General features: G+C 39.8%; 14 protein-coding genes and 2 pseudogenes. 11 read left to right on the top strand and 5 right to left on the bottom strand.

Annotation, left to right across the window (positions count from 1 at the left end; genetic code table 11):
* The first annotated feature begins 94 nt into the window (after positions 1–94).
* A complete protein-coding gene (locus ACQKMH_RS21745; RefSeq protein ID WP_427589478.1) occupies positions 95–445 on the top strand; it encodes a hypothetical protein in 351 nt (116 codons plus the stop codon).
* A 214-nt stretch (positions 446–659) separates the two neighbouring features.
* Positions 660–893, top strand: a pseudogene (locus ACQKMH_RS21740) (hypothetical protein).
* Between the two features lie 8 nt (positions 894–901).
* Here ACQKMH_RS21740 and ACQKMH_RS21735 read toward each other — a convergent pair.
* Positions 902–1,552: a DUF6944 family repetitive protein gene (locus tag ACQKMH_RS21735; protein ID WP_427589477.1), complete on the bottom strand. Its 651-nt coding sequence runs from the start codon at positions 1,550–1,552 to the stop codon at positions 902–904.
* Between the two features lie 150 nt (positions 1,553–1,702).
* On the opposite strand from ACQKMH_RS21735, the gene ACQKMH_RS21730 reads away from it, so the two are divergent.
* The 8 genes and pseudogenes from ACQKMH_RS21730 to ACQKMH_RS21695 all read left to right on the top strand — a co-directional run bounded on the left by ACQKMH_RS21730 (position 1,703) and on the right by ACQKMH_RS21695 (position 9,982).
* Positions 1,703–2,182, top strand: a complete 480-nt coding sequence (locus tag ACQKMH_RS21730; RefSeq protein WP_427589476.1) for a DUF4306 domain-containing protein — start codon at positions 1,703–1,705, stop codon at positions 2,180–2,182.
* Between the two features lie 232 nt (positions 2,183–2,414).
* Complete coding sequence (locus tag ACQKMH_RS21725) at positions 2,415–3,062, top strand: pentapeptide repeat-containing protein (protein ID WP_427589475.1); 648 nt, start codon at positions 2,415–2,417, stop codon at positions 3,060–3,062.
* 225 nt (positions 3,063–3,287) lie between these two features.
* Positions 3,288–3,977 (top strand): glyoxalase, encoded by a 690-nt coding sequence (locus ACQKMH_RS21720; RefSeq protein ID WP_427589474.1) that lies wholly within the window; start codon positions 3,288–3,290, stop codon positions 3,975–3,977.
* A gap of 35 nt (positions 3,978–4,012) precedes the next feature.
* Positions 4,013–4,439: pseudogene (locus tag ACQKMH_RS21715) on the top strand (O-methyltransferase).
* 99 nt (positions 4,440–4,538) lie between these two features.
* Complete coding sequence (locus ACQKMH_RS21710; protein WP_427589473.1) at positions 4,539–5,831, top strand: glycosyl hydrolase family 8; 1,293 nt, start codon at positions 4,539–4,541, stop codon at positions 5,829–5,831.
* Between the two features lie 287 nt (positions 5,832–6,118).
* Positions 6,119–6,433: a thioredoxin family protein gene (locus ACQKMH_RS21705; RefSeq protein WP_427589472.1), complete on the top strand. Its 315-nt coding sequence runs from the start codon at positions 6,119–6,121 to the stop codon at positions 6,431–6,433.
* A 190-nt stretch (positions 6,434–6,623) separates the two neighbouring features.
* Complete coding sequence (locus tag ACQKMH_RS21700) at positions 6,624–7,130, top strand: RrF2 family transcriptional regulator (protein WP_427589471.1); 507 nt, start codon at positions 6,624–6,626, stop codon at positions 7,128–7,130.
* 2 nt (positions 7,131–7,132) lie between these two features.
* Positions 7,133–9,982 (top strand): YhgE/Pip family protein, encoded by a 2,850-nt coding sequence (locus ACQKMH_RS21695; protein WP_427589599.1) that lies wholly within the window; start codon positions 7,133–7,135, stop codon positions 9,980–9,982.
* 41 nt (positions 9,983–10,023) lie between these two features.
* Here the strand turns inward: ACQKMH_RS21695 and ACQKMH_RS21690 are convergent, their stop codons facing one another.
* From ACQKMH_RS21690 to ACQKMH_RS21675, 4 genes are all read right to left on the bottom strand, one after another.
* The gene (locus tag ACQKMH_RS21690) at positions 10,024–10,410 is read right to left on the bottom strand and encodes an ArsR/SmtB family transcription factor (RefSeq protein WP_427589470.1); all 387 of its coding nucleotides are present in this window, start codon (positions 10,408–10,410) and stop codon (positions 10,024–10,026) included.
* Positions 10,411–10,839 carry an SRPBCC family protein gene (locus ACQKMH_RS21685; RefSeq protein WP_427589469.1) on the bottom strand — a complete coding sequence of 143 codons (429 nt, stop codon included), beginning with the start codon at positions 10,837–10,839 and terminating at the stop codon, positions 10,411–10,413.
* Between the two features lie 158 nt (positions 10,840–10,997).
* Positions 10,998–11,441 (bottom strand): DUF6376 family protein, encoded by a 444-nt coding sequence (locus ACQKMH_RS21680; RefSeq protein ID WP_427589468.1) that lies wholly within the window; start codon positions 11,439–11,441, stop codon positions 10,998–11,000.
* Between the two features lie 31 nt (positions 11,442–11,472).
* Entirely contained in the window at positions 11,473–12,078 is a 606-nt protein-coding gene (locus ACQKMH_RS21675) for a protein kinase family protein (protein WP_427589467.1), read from the bottom strand.
* A 612-nt stretch (positions 12,079–12,690) separates the two neighbouring features.
* On the opposite strand from ACQKMH_RS21675, the gene ACQKMH_RS21670 reads away from it, so the two are divergent.
* Complete coding sequence (locus ACQKMH_RS21670; RefSeq protein ID WP_427589466.1) at positions 12,691–15,792, top strand: SH3 domain-containing protein; 3,102 nt, start codon at positions 12,691–12,693, stop codon at positions 15,790–15,792.
* Positions 15,793–15,861 lie beyond the last annotated feature (69 nt).

The following is a 15,861-nucleotide window of genomic DNA, read 5'->3' as shown; positions in this document are numbered from 1 at the left end:
TAATCCTTTATGTCCACTCGGATTTGAATTGTTTAGTTAAATTAGTTTTTAGTTAAAATGAGGGGGAATATAGGAATAGGAGATGATGTGAAGCATGTATAAATCTATGATCGCGTTGATTGCCGCAGCAACAATGCTAACTGCTTGCAATAATGATAAAGCCGATGAAAACGGGGGGGAATCTGTGCAAACAACAGATGAAACTCAAACAAGTCCTAAACATGAGAAGTGGTCTTCATTGCCCGAATATGACAAAATCATCGAGCAAATCGGCAACGAAGACTATACTTTCAATAAGGAAACGGATAACGATGATAAACGAGTATTCCTTATTGAACTGAACGGTGAAAAACAATATAAAACCGTTTTCGTCAAAAATACCAATCGCCTGAAAATTATCAAAATAAATGGCGGCGGGGTGGTTTATGACGAAATCTTAAAATAAGTGGACCTGCATAAGTGTTGTATAGAGACTTTTTTTGGTTTGATAAAGGGCTGTAATGTAACAGCCCTTTTTGTTTTGTGAAATCATTAAATTAGATGTACGTTTTGTTAGTATGTAAATAAAGAGAATGATTATAAGGGGAGGATGACAGTGATCAAAGGGTTTCATTCATCATATTGAGCTGGATTCTTCATGTTTAAAGAGGACCATTGATATGTGGGGCTGGTTTTTGGACGAGATGGGCTATGAGCCATTTCAGGAGTGAGAAAGCGGGTGAGTTGGAGATTAGGCGGGATGTACATCGTTTTTGTACAAGCGGGAACAGGGTTTCTTGACATTCCCTATTATAAGGGGGCGAGTGGGTCTTAACCATCTAGCTTTTCACGTCACTTCCCGGCATCAAGTTGAAAACAAGGATAGGATGAAAGTCGAACTAGTGGCCCCTTAAGTCAAATTTCATATATGATAATTGGCATAACTAAAGTGGCTGGAACGTTCTTCTTTACCTTTCTCGGGCTGTTCAGGTTCTGGGCCAAGGGAAAATGCCTCGATTAATATAAATGCACCGAAAACCTGGGCCCAGCTGCCAAGCAAAAGGATGTGCTCTCCCATTCGCTTTTTTTCATTTAAAATGAAAATATTCCCGATCGATTCAAAAAAAGAGCCCGCCGCAATGAGGGCATTTCCTTTAATTTCAAGAGATCGTGTAAAGGACTCCTCCGTCAGAGATGCCCCGAATGCTTCAAAAGCGGCACCAAGGCCTTGGATTCCGCTGCCGAGCGCATCCGTTCTGGTGCCCTCATCTTCTGAGCCGTTCAGCTGCATATCTATTCCAACAGCATTTGCAGTATTACCTGCAGCCTCAAGCCAAGCACCGAAAATGAAATAGGATTCCGAAAGTTCATTTTCCGGATTTATCATTTTTGTTCGACCGATTGCTTGTAGCGAATTTCCAACGGCTTCAATGACATTCCCTTTTAGGAGCAGATCTTTTCCGAGGTTAGTACCCGTTAAAGTTTGCCGGGTTTGACCGATTGCTCCAGCGAGTGTGCCAATACCTAATAACCATGCTCCTGAAATAAGGAGGTCATCTCCATGAGTGGTCATATCTCAAACGCTCCTTAAAAGTGGTTACAGTATATTATTCAAAAACCATTGTTTGTTTCATGTTGCTTAATTTCAGGAAAGGCAGCACTAGTGGAGGAATGATATAATTTTTAACCATTTATTGGTATAATCACGGTTGGAGGTGATGGCGTGACTTTTAAATATATTTTTCAAATGGTAATCGCTGTAATTTTCTTTTTGCTTTTTTCAGTTTGTACCTGGTATGAAGGCAGCGAAATTCTTGATAATCCGTGGGAATGGAAGTATTCAACATATTTTTCTAAAGCATCGGATGATCAAGTGATGGATGCCCAAGATATTTCGGATTTGGACTATTTTGTGTATGCCGCGAAATTTAAGCCGGTATTTCCAGTATTTATGATCCTTACAGCTTTGTACTTAATCATACTTACGGGTTATATCCTTTTCAAAGGAAGTATTAAATGTACGGCGCTATTTTTGTCTGGATTGGGAGTCCTTTTTCTGCTTTCAAGCGTTTTTGTATCCAATACCCCGACTATAGGAGGAACTATCTTTCAAGTTTTCTTTCTCATAAGCGGGATGATATCCATAATGGGTGCAGCTCTATATTATTTTTGGACGTCAAAAGGATTCAAGACCGAAATATGATATCACTTCATGCATATGAAACAGAAAAGCTGCGATACATACGAGGCATTTTTTAGCAAATAGGTGACACAAAATGAACAAAATTAATAGTCATTTCAGCGATATTCTAAAGAATTGAACTTACCTGAAATATGGTTTATAGTTAAGTCGAAATTAGTAGACCAATTGCTATATTCAGTTATGGACCTAATGCCTTCAATTTTTTTTAAGAATAAAGTGAAATGGTGATAATATGTCAGTCAAAATCAAAATTGAACAGCCAAAGATTCCCAAGGATGTAACTCAAGCAAATTTTCAGGAAATTTATTATAAAGATGAGCCTTATCTTGATTCTTGTATCATAACTAATTGCACGATTGATAGAGAAAAGATGGACCAAATTGTTTTATCACAGGTTGTCTTTAAACATGTGACATTCAGTGATGTATCATTCAGGAATATTGAGCTGACGGATGTGATTTTTGACCATTGTGATTTGACGAATGCCGATTTCATGGGTGGCTCGATTCATCGGGTTGAATTCAGAGAGTCCAAATTACTAGGAATTAATCTTTCCGATGCCAGTTTAGGAAATGTCCTATTTGAGAATTGTAACTTAAATTTAAGTGCTTTTGGTTATGCTTCTTTAAAGCAAGTGAAGTTCGAACATTGCTCATTGGAAAGTGCGGATTATTATGAGTGTAATTTCAAGAAAGTGATGTTCGATACATGTCAATTAAACGAAGTGAATTTTTCCAGGACACCGCTTAAAGGAATTGATCTTAGCAGTTCTCAATTTCAAAGGCTAACTGTATCCCTGGAAGATTTAAATGGTTGCGAAGTTTCCCCTGACCAAGCGATAGGCTTTGCAGCGATGCTTGGACTGAAAATTAAAGCATGAACTTGTGGTAAATAAAATTGTAAACTGAGAGCTTGCGATGACTTTTGGGGCCCCAATTTGGTGGCCTCTTTTTAGTTGGCTGTTCGATACGGCGAATCCATGAAAACATGGTGCATTCCATCCATTTGAAATACATATATTTTTATGTGAATGAAGAGTACAGAATGTTTGCACAAATGTAGCATTGCTTTACAATATTTGTTAGATGGGTTGGGGGGATAAGTGTTGATTATCAATAAGGTCACTCTGTATAGTCATGCTTTGAATGATATGCGAACTTTCTATGTTAATGAGCTAGGATTTGAGTTGCTCGCGGATACTCAAGATGGCTTTGAAATTAAAGTTGGGGACAGTGTACTTGAAATTAAAAAATATCTACACGAAGAAAAGCCTTATTATCATTTTGCGATGAACATACCGACCAATTTATTTCTTGCTGCAAAAGAATGGGCAAAATCAAAAGTAGAATTAACTAGGGAAGATGATGAGGACGAAGTTTATTTTAGCTTTTCGGATGCACATGCCTTTTATTTTTTGGACCCTTCAGGCAACATTGTCGAGTTCATATCGAGATATGCCGTTTCACCGAAATCTGAGGCAGTGTCTTTTTCTGCTCAAAACGTTCTGTGCATTAGCGAAATAAACGTTACGACTGATGAAGTTAGAGTACTAGGAAATCAGTTGATGGATTTGGGTATTCCCGCGAGGAAAGATGAACCGATAAGAGAAGATGGATTAAATTTTATCGGGGAACATGAAGCAGGTTCGTTTTTACTTTTAGGCCCTAGGAAAAGGCGTTGGATCTTTTCGAAAAGAGAATCGGAAATTTTTCCGCTTTCGATAGTCATTGATGAGCAAATAACAATTTCAGTGGATGGGGAAGGATATATGAAATTGAAAAAGAAGGATGATTGATCTATCAGAAATTTAGAATGAGGTAGATTTATATTTTGGGTAAAAAGCTTCAAACGTCTGATCACATTTTGAATTCGATATTGAAACCAAATGCAGAAGCAGGGCTGCCTGCCATTGATGTATCCCCAGGCCAAGGAAAATTCCTTCATTTACTCGCAAAAAACAGTGGAGCGAAAAGAATAGTGGGAATTGGGACTCTTGGCGGCTATAGCAGTGTTTGGTTCGCGCGCGTTGCCGGATGATGGCAGGTTGATAACGTTTGAATATGAGGCTAAGCATGCTAATTTGGCTGAGGCGACTATAAAGAATGCGGGAATGGCCAATAAAATCGATATCATTGTGGGGGAGGCGCTCAAAACCTTGCAAACTCATAATAAAGAAAAGGATTGTCCGGTTTCGATCTTATTTTTATTGATGCTGATGGGCGTTGGAACTTTCGCGGCCTGGGACCGTCGGCCTTGAATCGTTCACGGAGCATGAAAAGAAAAATCGTCGTTTACATACAAATGTTTATGGTTCGCTCAATACAGTGAATAAAACACCATAATCCAAGGAGCAGTCATGAAAAAAAGAGTTAGTTTAATCATAATCATGGGCGTGATCGTTTTCGGAATCATTGCCACGATTGCAGGAGTGTCTCAATCCACAAAGAAAGAGAAGGGCAGTAAAAGGCCGTTTCCACAGCATACAGTCTATCAATCAGGAACGATAAAACCAAACAATGTGTCACAAGAGGAGATGGATGAGGCCGTAGCGGAATTTTATGAAACTTGGAAAAATGAATACCTTAAGCAGCCTGCCGATAAAAAAGATGAATATTATATTTTTTATAATGATAAAGGATATGCAGAACCCAAAAACGCAGTGACCGTTTCTGAAGCGCATGGTTATGGGATGATGATAACGGCAATCATGGCAGGCAGTAAGGACAAACAGTATTTCGACGGTCTCTATCGGTTTTATAAAGCGCATGGAAGTATCAATGATCCTTCTTTAATGGCTTGGCAGCAAGTAAAGGATAAATCGGGTAAGATCATAAATACGCCAGATGATTCTGATTCAGCAACTGATGGTGATATGGATATCGCTTATTCGTTATTATTGGCTGATCGCCAATGGGGAAGTGAAGGGGAAATCGACTATCTTGCCAGAGCAAAAGACATCTTGGAGGCGATCATGTCGAATGAAATAAATCAATCGCAATCGCTGATTAAACTAGGGGACTGGGCGGAAGATAATGATGATGTATACGGGCAATCAACTCGTGCATCGGACCTTATTCTCAATCATATGAAGTCATTTGAGGCGGCAACAGGGAATCATGAATGGGAAGATGTAACGGATAAGGCTTATCATATCATTCATTCCATTTATGAGCGAAAAAGCGGTAATACCGGACTGATGCCAGACTTCATTGTGCAATCAAAGGGAGGATACCAGCCGGCACAAGCTGACTTTTTGGAAGGGGAGAATGACGGCAATTATAGCTGGAACAGCAGTAGGGCCCCTTGGCGCTATACGATTGATTACTTACTGACTGGTGACGACAGAGCGCTGCCGCAACTAAAGAAGATGAATGATTGGATTAAAGGGGAAACGGGTGGAAGCCCTGAAAATATCCAATCCGGCTATACACTAAACGGAAAAACCGTAGAAGAAGGAAATAGTACAAGCTTTGTTGCTCCGTTCATGGTGAGTGCCATGGTTGATCCGTCCAATCAGCAATGGATTAACCGATTATGGAATAGGACGATGCAGGAACAAGGCGATGATGACTATTTTGCCAATACGATTAAATTACAGACATTGATTGTGGTTTCAGGCAATTGGTGGGCACCATATTCCAATACATGACTATCCAAGATAATGAAGAATAATCAAGGTCACTCGCAGCTTATTCTCCCAAAATGAATGATATGGAAAACGCCACAGGATCAGTGGCTTTTTTCATGTTCATAGCGACACTGAGGTAAAGTTTTATAAGCAACCTTTAAACAATCAACACATAAACCGGACAAGAGTAAGGTAAATCCAGGAGAAACCGTTTGTACTGTGAAGGAATTAATTATATATTAATCCTTGAGTACATTAATTCATGGATTAAAGTATGATGATGATAAGAAAGCTCGGAGGAGACAATCATGAAAAATATTAATACGGAACAAGAATACCGTGAACAAATCAAACAAGAGGGACTGACAGTCGGGATTTTTACAACCACGTGGTGCCCAGACTGCAAACGTTTAGACATGTTCATCGATGAGATCACTCAAGAACATCAAGACAAACGGTGGTTTACGATCGATCGTGACGAATTCCCTGAGATTTCTGAAGAGCAAACCGTAATGGGGATTCCATCTTTATTAGTTTTCAAAAATGGAGAAAAGATTGCACATCTGCACAGTGCAAATGCAAAAACTCCAGAGGCAGTCAATGAGTTTTTAAATGACCTGTAAAATGACAAAGGTGAACCCCGCATGATGACATCATGCGGGGTTCATCTTATTTTAAGGTCATTAATGCCCTTTTAGTAATTTTTTCTAAAAATAACTTGATTTTTAAGCTGAAACGGGTTTTAATTATAGATACAAAATATCCATTATGGATATCAAACATCCATATAAGAACTTGAAGAGGTGAAAGGATTTGCAATTAACAAAAGGGGTCGAGCAGGCCATTTGCATCATTGTTATACTCTCTACCCAGGATAAAAATGTGCCTCTGGCGTCTAATGAGATCAGCAGGCGGTTAGAGGTGTCTCCTTCTTATTTGAAAAAAATCATAAGGAAATTGGTCGTGAAGCAAATAATCACTTCCGTTCCAGGTAATAATGGCGGCCTTTCTCTTGCCAAAAGTGTAGATGAGATTAAAAACCTTGAAATTATTGAAGCGATGGAAGGACCGATTTCGATATTTCCAGATACAGGACTTATAGAAAAAGCGTTTAAAGATGGAGAGTATGCAGAAAAGGGTATGGACGTTCTGCGTCGGATGTTTTCTCAGGCGGATGAACTATTAATGGAGTTCTTTTCCAGCCGAACAGTAGCAGATTTACTTAAAGAAAGCTTTGGCACCACGGATATTCCAACTCTTAATTGGAATTCGTCGTCATTGAGTGAATTATTGCGTGAAAAGAAAGGTGAAAAAGAGTGAACATGCTTAAACAAGAATGGAAGCTTTTCCTAACAAATCGAAAACTGCTTGGTGTCGCTATTGTTTTGCTGTTTGTACCGATTATTTATGGGGGGTTATTCCTTAGTTCTGCTTGGAACCCATACGGCAATACAGGTAAATTGCCTGTTGCCGTCGTGAATAATGATGTGAAGGCAGAGTATGAGGGTAAGACCTTAACAATCGGTAATGAGCTTGTTGAACAATTAAAGGACAATGATGATTTAGAATGGCATTTCGTAACGGAAAAAGAAGCGAAAAGAGGATTCGATGATGGTACATATTATATGGTCGTTACCATTCCAGAAGACTTTTCTAAAAATGCTTCGACCGTCATGGATAATAAGCCTAGGAAAATGAATTTAACGTATGATGTGAATCCTGGACGCAGTTTCGTTTCAGAAACGGTCGGAAAACAGGCAACGAATAATTTGAAAACTGAAATTGCTGAAAGTGTAACAAAGGAATATGCGGAAGCGATCTTCTCGCAACTGGACGAGATCGGAGATGGATTTAGTGACGCAGCGGATGGAGCATCGAAGCTTGATGATGGCACTGAAAAATTGCAAGATGGAAACAAAGAAGTGACAGACAATCTGAATAAATTAGCTTCTAGTACATTAACTTTTAAAGACGGAGCGAATAAACTTCAAATTGGCGTTGGCAAGTTTTTGGATGGAGTCAATAAACTTGAACATGGTGCGACGGAATTGAACAAGGGGATTTCACAATATACTTCCGGTGTCGGACAGTTGCAAACTGGTGCGAACGAACTCGCATCAGGCACAGGGGAATTAACGAATAATAGTGAAGCACTTGTACAAGGTTCTTCCCAACTTTCCACTGGGCTGGCCAAAGTCGTTCCAGGAGCCCAAAATTTAAATACTGGATTGACGGAAGCTCAAACGGGCAGTGCGAATTTAAATGATGGCTTGAATACATTATCAGAAAGTGCCAATCAATTAACGGACCAATCTACAGGAATCCCGAAGCTGGCAGCGGGTCAGCGGAGTTTAAATGAGGGAATCACGAAACTGTCAGAAGGAAGCCAGGCATTAAATGACGGCCTGAAAAAGATGGATGGTCAATTGCCTACAGACGAACAGCTGAGTCAGCTTACACAAGGACTTACAAGTATTCAAAGCGGTGTAAATCAATTGCAAAAAGCGGTTCCTGCAGGAAGCAGCACGTCCGGTACCGTATCCAGCATTACTAAAGATCTCGAGAATAGCCAAAGAGCTTTGACGGAACTTCAATCAACGATTGAGAACAATGGACAAAGCACGATCCATTCCGTTCAAAACACTGAAGCATATAAAAGTATGACCAGTGAACAACAAACAGAATTAATCGGGGCCATTCAAAACGAGCTTCAAATCCAAGCAGGAGCCCAAAAGCAAATTGCATCGTCTCTTGCAGCCAATATATCCGACTTATCAACACAATTGACGGATAAAGTAATGCCAGTATTGAATGGTTTAGGTCAGCTTCCTGAACAGGTGACCAACTTAAATAATGCTGTGAATAAAGTGAATCCTAACGCTGTTTCAGCATTAAATGGATATACAGCAATAAGAAGCGCACTGGAGGATCAATTGATTCCGGGTGCAACCCAATTGAATACCGGGTTGAATGAGGCTGTTATAGGCAGCAATCAATTAACGACGGCAACCCAAAGTTTAAATGAACGAACACCAGAACTAGTGAATGGAATCAATCAGTTAGCACAAGGTGGTTCATCGTTAAATAATGGCTTATCAAAACTGACTGAGGGATCTGGTCAATTGGTTGATGGAGTTTCCCAACTTCAAGTAGGCTCCGCCTCTTTAGGAACTGGTTTAGAGAAGTATACATTGGGTGTTGGGCAAGTTGGCGAAGGGGCGAACAAACTTGCCGATGGAGCCAAACAATTGAATGCCAACTCGGCATCCTTGAACAATGGTTCATCAGCACTTGTTAAAGGTACTGAACAATTAGCAAACAATCTGCCCACTTTAAGCAATGGAGTCATCCAACTTGCTGATGGTGCAGGTAAGATCAATGAAGGTTCATCAGCACTTGCCGAAGGTTCAAGTAAATTGGGGGATGGAATCTCCACCCTACAAGATGGAACGGGCGAACTTTCGGAAAAACTAAGTGATGGTGCAGAAGAAATAAGTAAAAATAAAACAACGAATGATAATTACAGTATGATCGCTGAACCAACAAAGGTCAAAGAACAAAAAAGCAGTAAGGTACCTAATTATGGTCATGCTCTAGCTCCTTATGTGCTGTCTCTAGGGTTATTTGTAGGAGCGATTGCCTTCAATATGGGATTCCCGACAGGCATGCCGTCTACAAGACCAACATCTGGAGTGGCGTGGTGGTTTAGTAAATTCACGGTCCTCTTTATACAAGCGACGCTTTCAGCACTAGTGTTGGATGCGATCATGATTTGGGGTATGGATTTACAGGTCGAGAATATGGGGCAATTCATAGGAGTTTCCATATTGACTTCCCTTACCTTCATGTTCATTGTTACCTTCTTAACCGTAGCTTTTGGAAATCCAGGTCGCCTTTTAGCGATGATTTTCCTTGTATTACAACTAGGTGCAAGCGGAGGAATGTTCCCTGTGGAGTTGACCAATAACTTCTTCAGTGCGGTTCATCCCTTCATACCAATGACGTATTCTGTCATGGGCTTCCGTCAGGCAATGAGCACGAGCCTTGGAGCGGATGCTTTAACAACAAGTATACTGTTCCTTACTGGATGCATCATCGTATTTAATCTGTTCTTATTGCTAACGATGATTATTCGGAAGCGCAAAGAACACAATATTGAAATGGATGCATAAACTTATGAAAAAACCCCCGGTTCAAATGCACCGGGGGTTTTTTATGTTATTTCATTAGGCTTGTCCATCTGTGTATCATTTTCTTTTTCAATGACTTTTAACCCGTCTTCTCCTGGATTTTCAATAACATGTTTAAGGATGGAAAGTTTGTTATCCCAAAATTTTTCGTAAAAAGAAAGCCACTGTTTCAATTCCGTTAAAGGTTCTGGCTGAAGCCGAAAGCGTTTCTCTCTTCCAATCTTCCGGCCACTGACTAATTCAGCTTCAGAAAGAATATGAAGATGCTTTGCAATCGCTGTACGGCTCATAGAAAAGTGAGAAGTGATTTCTGAAATGGGCAATTCCCCTTCTGCAAGCAAGTGAAGGACCCTTCTGCGGGTTGGGTCGGCGATAGCCTGAAAAACATCATACTTTTCTGCTGAAGACACTTAGCCCTCAACAACCTTTTTCAGTTTTAAATTAACGATCTGATCCCAGCCATGTGCCATCCTATCGCGAATCACTGAGCTTTTTTCGTTCGGTTTCGGAATAATCGTATCCGGCTGCTTCCAACCACCATGAATAAGAGTAAACTCGGTTTTGCCATTCAGTTCTTTTAAAATGAACGAAACGATCCAACCGTCCGTATCCCAAGTGAATGAAAGCCGATGAGGGGCATCTATCTCTATTACCTTACAGGGAGATGGACCAAAGGGTGATTGCACATGGAACTCATGTCCCACTTTCGCTTGAAAATCATTTGGCATGAACCATGAAGCTATCCCCTCTGCAGTGGATACTGTATCCCAAACTTTTTGTATAGGCGCTTCAAGAATAACCGTCTGCTTGACATCTTGTAATGTTTGTTGATTTTCCATACTGATTCTCCTTTATTATTGAAAAATATAAAACCATTTGGTTTCGCTTTTTTTGATTATATAAAACCTTTTGGTTTCATGTCAATAATTTGTCTCCAGCCATTCTGTTTTATTCGTAAAATCTCCAAAGAGAGGGATGCCAGTCTATGGAATGATTCTTAATTACCCAATTCTTCAATTTGTTTTGCCAAGCTTGTTATATTATCGATGGATTGCATGATCTCTGAATCTTCCAAAGCCTTAGGGTCGAGTTGACCATTTTCAATGTTATTCAGATATAATTCAATCCCATCTGACAGCTGCTGATTTGATTGGACGATTTTTTCATGGACGCCTTCAGCGATTTGAGGTGGTTCGATTGCATTAAATTCTTCAATCTCCGTTTTCATCAGTTGCAGTTCTTTTTCAAGATTTTTTCTAGCCTCGGTATCCGTGACGGCATCTTGGGATAATGCAGGTACTTCATTGGAAAATTCCTTGATGGTACTTACATACTCTGTCGCATTATCGGCATATTCCAATGATGAATTGACTTCTCCCAAAAGCGAGCACCCGCTTAATGTAAGAATGGACATAAAAGCTATGGTTATTATTTTTTTCATAGGTGCCTCCATTGTGATTTTATAGTGATGATCAGATGGGTAAGAATCTTTTTTTATAAATGGCTGCTATGGAATTTAGGATGAAGCTTGGAATTTTCTTCGGAAAAAATGACTTCGAATAAAAAAGGTGAAAAGCACTTTTCAGATCGTGCCATTGATTGCAGGATTTCACTTGTTTGAACCTTGCTACATCAATGATCTTCACCTTTTTTTCGGAGGTGATAAAGATGTTTCTTAAATGGATATCCGAAGGATTCAATCCTTCTTTTCTTGCTAATTGTAAGGCATGGTCAATCTCCTCGATGTTTTCTTTCGTTATCGGGATTCCTAATGTTAAACATTCAAATAGAGTGTAGCCTTCGATGTGATCGATAACCAGATAATTTATTCCCGCATCATATAGAGTTGGATAATAGTCGATGGATTGGACTGTTTTGTATATTTCAGCTTCTATCTTAGCTGTGTGAGTGTGGTCCGGGAAAAAAACTTTTAGTGCTTTATTGGTGGAATGTATTCGGAAAACATAAGCGCTGCGGCCCTTTCCGATAAGTGATAAAGATTGATCGGCATCAAGCAAGATGTTTTTTTTATCATCGGAAATCTTAACGCTTTGAGCTAATTCATTATAGTTTTGCATACTTTTCACCCCTAATTGTTCAATTTTCGATTCAAAAAAAGACGGTATAACCGATTGTTGGTTATACCGTCTTTAAAAATTAAAAGACCTCACCAAATAATCGGCAAGGTCTTGCAAACAACTAAAATCAGTTGCCAATAAAGCCGAGGATAAAACATCCTGTATTGACGACTTTATTGTATAGCTACTCCCCTTAACAGAAGGATTCATATAAAAATATATAGTAATTATATAGTTTATGGCCTCAATCCGTCAAATATAAGGATTGGATGGCTTACCGCCTACCCTACATATATATTCGATACATTAGAAAAAATGTACTTCTTATAAACAATTAATTGGAGTGTTAAATAAATATTTCAATATATCTTTTTTCCCTCGTTATCCTTCCAAAGAAAATGAGCGATGTGATATATATTTCAAATATTTCTATAATATTACTTAAATGTCTAATAGTTTACCATTATGTTAAAACCCCATTGGTCTCCCTGTAGATCTAAAGGAATATGTTATATTTTTAATGAATAAGTAAATGTACCCATAATATAATACTAATTTTAACCGATATTTAAATAAATGTTAAAGATATAATGCTTTAGTAGGGAGAATGAGATGAAGAAATTAATTTTACCAACTTTCTGTTTTGCAGTGTTGTCTACAGTTGCATTCGAAGAAAAAATATCTGCAGCTCCACTACATACAGAACAGACCAATTTTGAAACAAGTGTAATGTATGTCAATGTGAATTCCGGTTCACTCAATATGAGAAAAACTGGGGAGGAAAATGCAAGCATCGTTACAATGCTGACAAATGGAACGCAGGTAACGGTGTATTCGGAATCCAAAGGTTGGGCGAAGATCAAAGCCAATGGAAAAGATGGTTATGTCAGTACGAAGTATTTATCGGCAAAGAAGCCGGGGACTTTAACTAAAGCTGCAGTATCGGTTAAAACGTCTACTAAATATGTGAATGTTAGCACGGGTTCACTGAATATGAGGAAAACAGGGACGGATAATGCAAGCATAGTCGCGAATTTGACCAGAGGCACGCAGGTAACGGTGTATTCGGAATCAAATGGTTGGGCAAAGGTCAAAGCCAATGGGAAAGACGGTTATGTCAATACCAAGTATCTATCGACGAAGAAACCTAGTACGGTAACTAAAGCTGCAGTACCTGTTAAAACAACGACAAAGTATGTGAATGTTAGCACGGGTTCACTGAATATGAGGAAAACAGGGACGGATAATGCAAGCATAGTCGCGAAGCTGACCAGAGGCACGCAGGTAACGGTGTTTTCGGAATCCAAAGGTTGGGCGAAAATCAAAGCCAATGGAAAAGAAGGTTATGTCAATACCAAGTATTTATCGACGACAAAGCCTGGTACGGTAACTAAAGCTGCAACATCAGTTAAAACAACAACGAAATATGTGAATGCAAGCACGCTTAATATGCGAAAAAGCGGGACGGCAAGTGCAAGCATAATTACGAGGCTTTCAAAAGGAACGCAGGTAACGGTATATTCGGAATCCAAGGGCTGGGCGAAGATCAAAGCCAATGGAAAAGAAGGCTATGTCAGCACGAAATATCTATCGACTGCAAAGCCAGGATCGGGATCTAATATATCCGCACCTGTAAAGACGACGACCAAATATGTGAATGCAAGTACGCTCAATATGCGGAAAAGCGGGACGGCAAGTGCAAGCATAGTTACGAGGCTTTCAAAAGGAACGCAGGTAACGGTATATTCGGAATCCAAGGGCTGGGCGAAAATCAAAGCCAACGGAAAAGAAGGATTTGTCAGCACGAAATATCTATCGACAGAAAAGCCAGGATCGGGCTCCAATACATCCACACCTGTAAAGACGACAACTAAATATGTGAATGTAAGTTCCGGAACGCTCAATATGCGAAAAAGCGGTACGGCAAGTGCAAGCATAGTCGCGAAGCTTTCAAAAGGAACGCAGGTAACGGTGTATTCGGAATCCAAAGGTTGGGCGAAGATCAAAGCCAATGGAAAAGACGGACATGTCAGCACCAAATATCTATCGACTACAAAACCAGTAACGGAATCCAAGCCATCCGTCCCTGAAAAAACGACGACGAAATATGTAAATGTTGATTCTGGAACGCTCAATATGCGAAAAAGCGGGACAGATAGCGCGAGCATAGTCGCGAAGCTGACAAAAGGAACGCAGGTAACGGTATATTCGGAATCCAAAGGTTGGGCGAAGATTAAAGCAAATGGGAAAGAAGGGTTTGTCAGCACGAAATATCTTTCGACAACAAAGCCGGTAACTGAATCGAAACCATCCGTCCCTGAAAAAACGACAAAGAAATATGTAAATGTAAGCTCAGGAACGCTTAATATGCGGAATAAACCGTCTGAAGATGCTTCCGTCATCGTAAAATTGGCAAGAGGTATAGAGGTAGAAGTCATCTCGGAATCAAATGGATGGTCAAAAATTAAAGCGTATGGCGGAGAAGGATACGTCAATACGAAATATCTATCAGCAACAAAGCCTGGTCCTATAACGGAAAGTCCAAATCCGAATCCAGGCGGTGAAGAAACGACGTTAGTCAAATATGTAAATGTGAGTGATGGCTCCAGTTTAAATATGCGCGAATCAGCATCAACGTCCGGTTCAATTATTGCCAAGCTTATAAACAAAACGGCTGTAACGGTGTATTCCGAGTCTAATGGCTGGTCAAGAATAACGGCGAATGGAAAAACGGGCTATGTCAGTTCGAAATATTTATCAGCCAAAGCACCGGAAAGTCCTGGGGGCTCTAATGGATCGATCGTCAGGATCGATAAAACGTATAATCTGACAATGGACAAGATGGTTGAAATTCAAATGGCTGCAAATGGTCAAACGGATAAAAAGTATAAAACCTACATACGCGAGGATGGCTTAACCTTAATCAATTCAACAACCGGCACCGTTAAAGGAACCGGTTGGCGTGTAAGGGGCGGAGCAGGATCTAATTATTGGGTAGTCGGTGCTGTCAGCAACAATCAATCACTGAATATTAATTCAAAAGTCAAAGGCTCTGACGGGTACTATTGGTATGAAGTGAATTATAACAAGACATGGGTAAATGCTAGTCCAGAAGACATAAGATATAATCTGAATCCTGATAATTTTGTGAATGACCCAGTTCATTCGTATCAATTCGTTAAGCTCTCTCAAGTCACCAACATGAATGTTTCTGAAGTGAATGATAGAATCCTTTCTGGTAAAGGAATTTTACAAGGCAAAGCAGCAACCTTCACTTCGGCAGGTGAAAAATATGGAGTGAATGAAATTTACCTGATCTCTCACGCCCTTCTGGAAACCGGGAATGGTACTTCACCATTAGCAACAGGGGTAAAGGTGAATGGGAAAACGGTCTATAATATGTATGGAGTGGGAGCTTATGACGGAACAGCGTTAAGCAGCGGGGCTCAATACGCATATAATGCAGGCTGGTTCACTCCGGAAGCGGCCATCATAGGCGGTGCCGAATTTATAGCCAAAGGATATATCTCTGCTGGACAGGATACGCTGTACAAAATGAGATGGAACCCTACAACAGCCGAGAAGTATGGATATGCCTCACACCAATATGCAACGGATATTAGCTGGGCAACAAAGCAAGTGAAACAGATTTATAATTTATATAGTTTATTAGATTCCTATAAACTAACGATAGAAGTTCCTAAGTACAAATAAACAATCAATAAAAAAACACATGAGACTTATCTCATGTGTTTTTTGCTTCTCTAACTATTTTGAGCCAAT

The sequence above is a fragment of the Peribacillus sp. NPDC097895 genome (assembly GCF_050277555.1).
Lineage (GTDB): Bacteria > Bacillota > Bacilli > Bacillales > DSM-1321 > Peribacillus.
The sequence above is the reverse complement of the archived record's forward strand: the minus strand, read 5'-3'. Positions and strand labels throughout refer to the sequence as shown.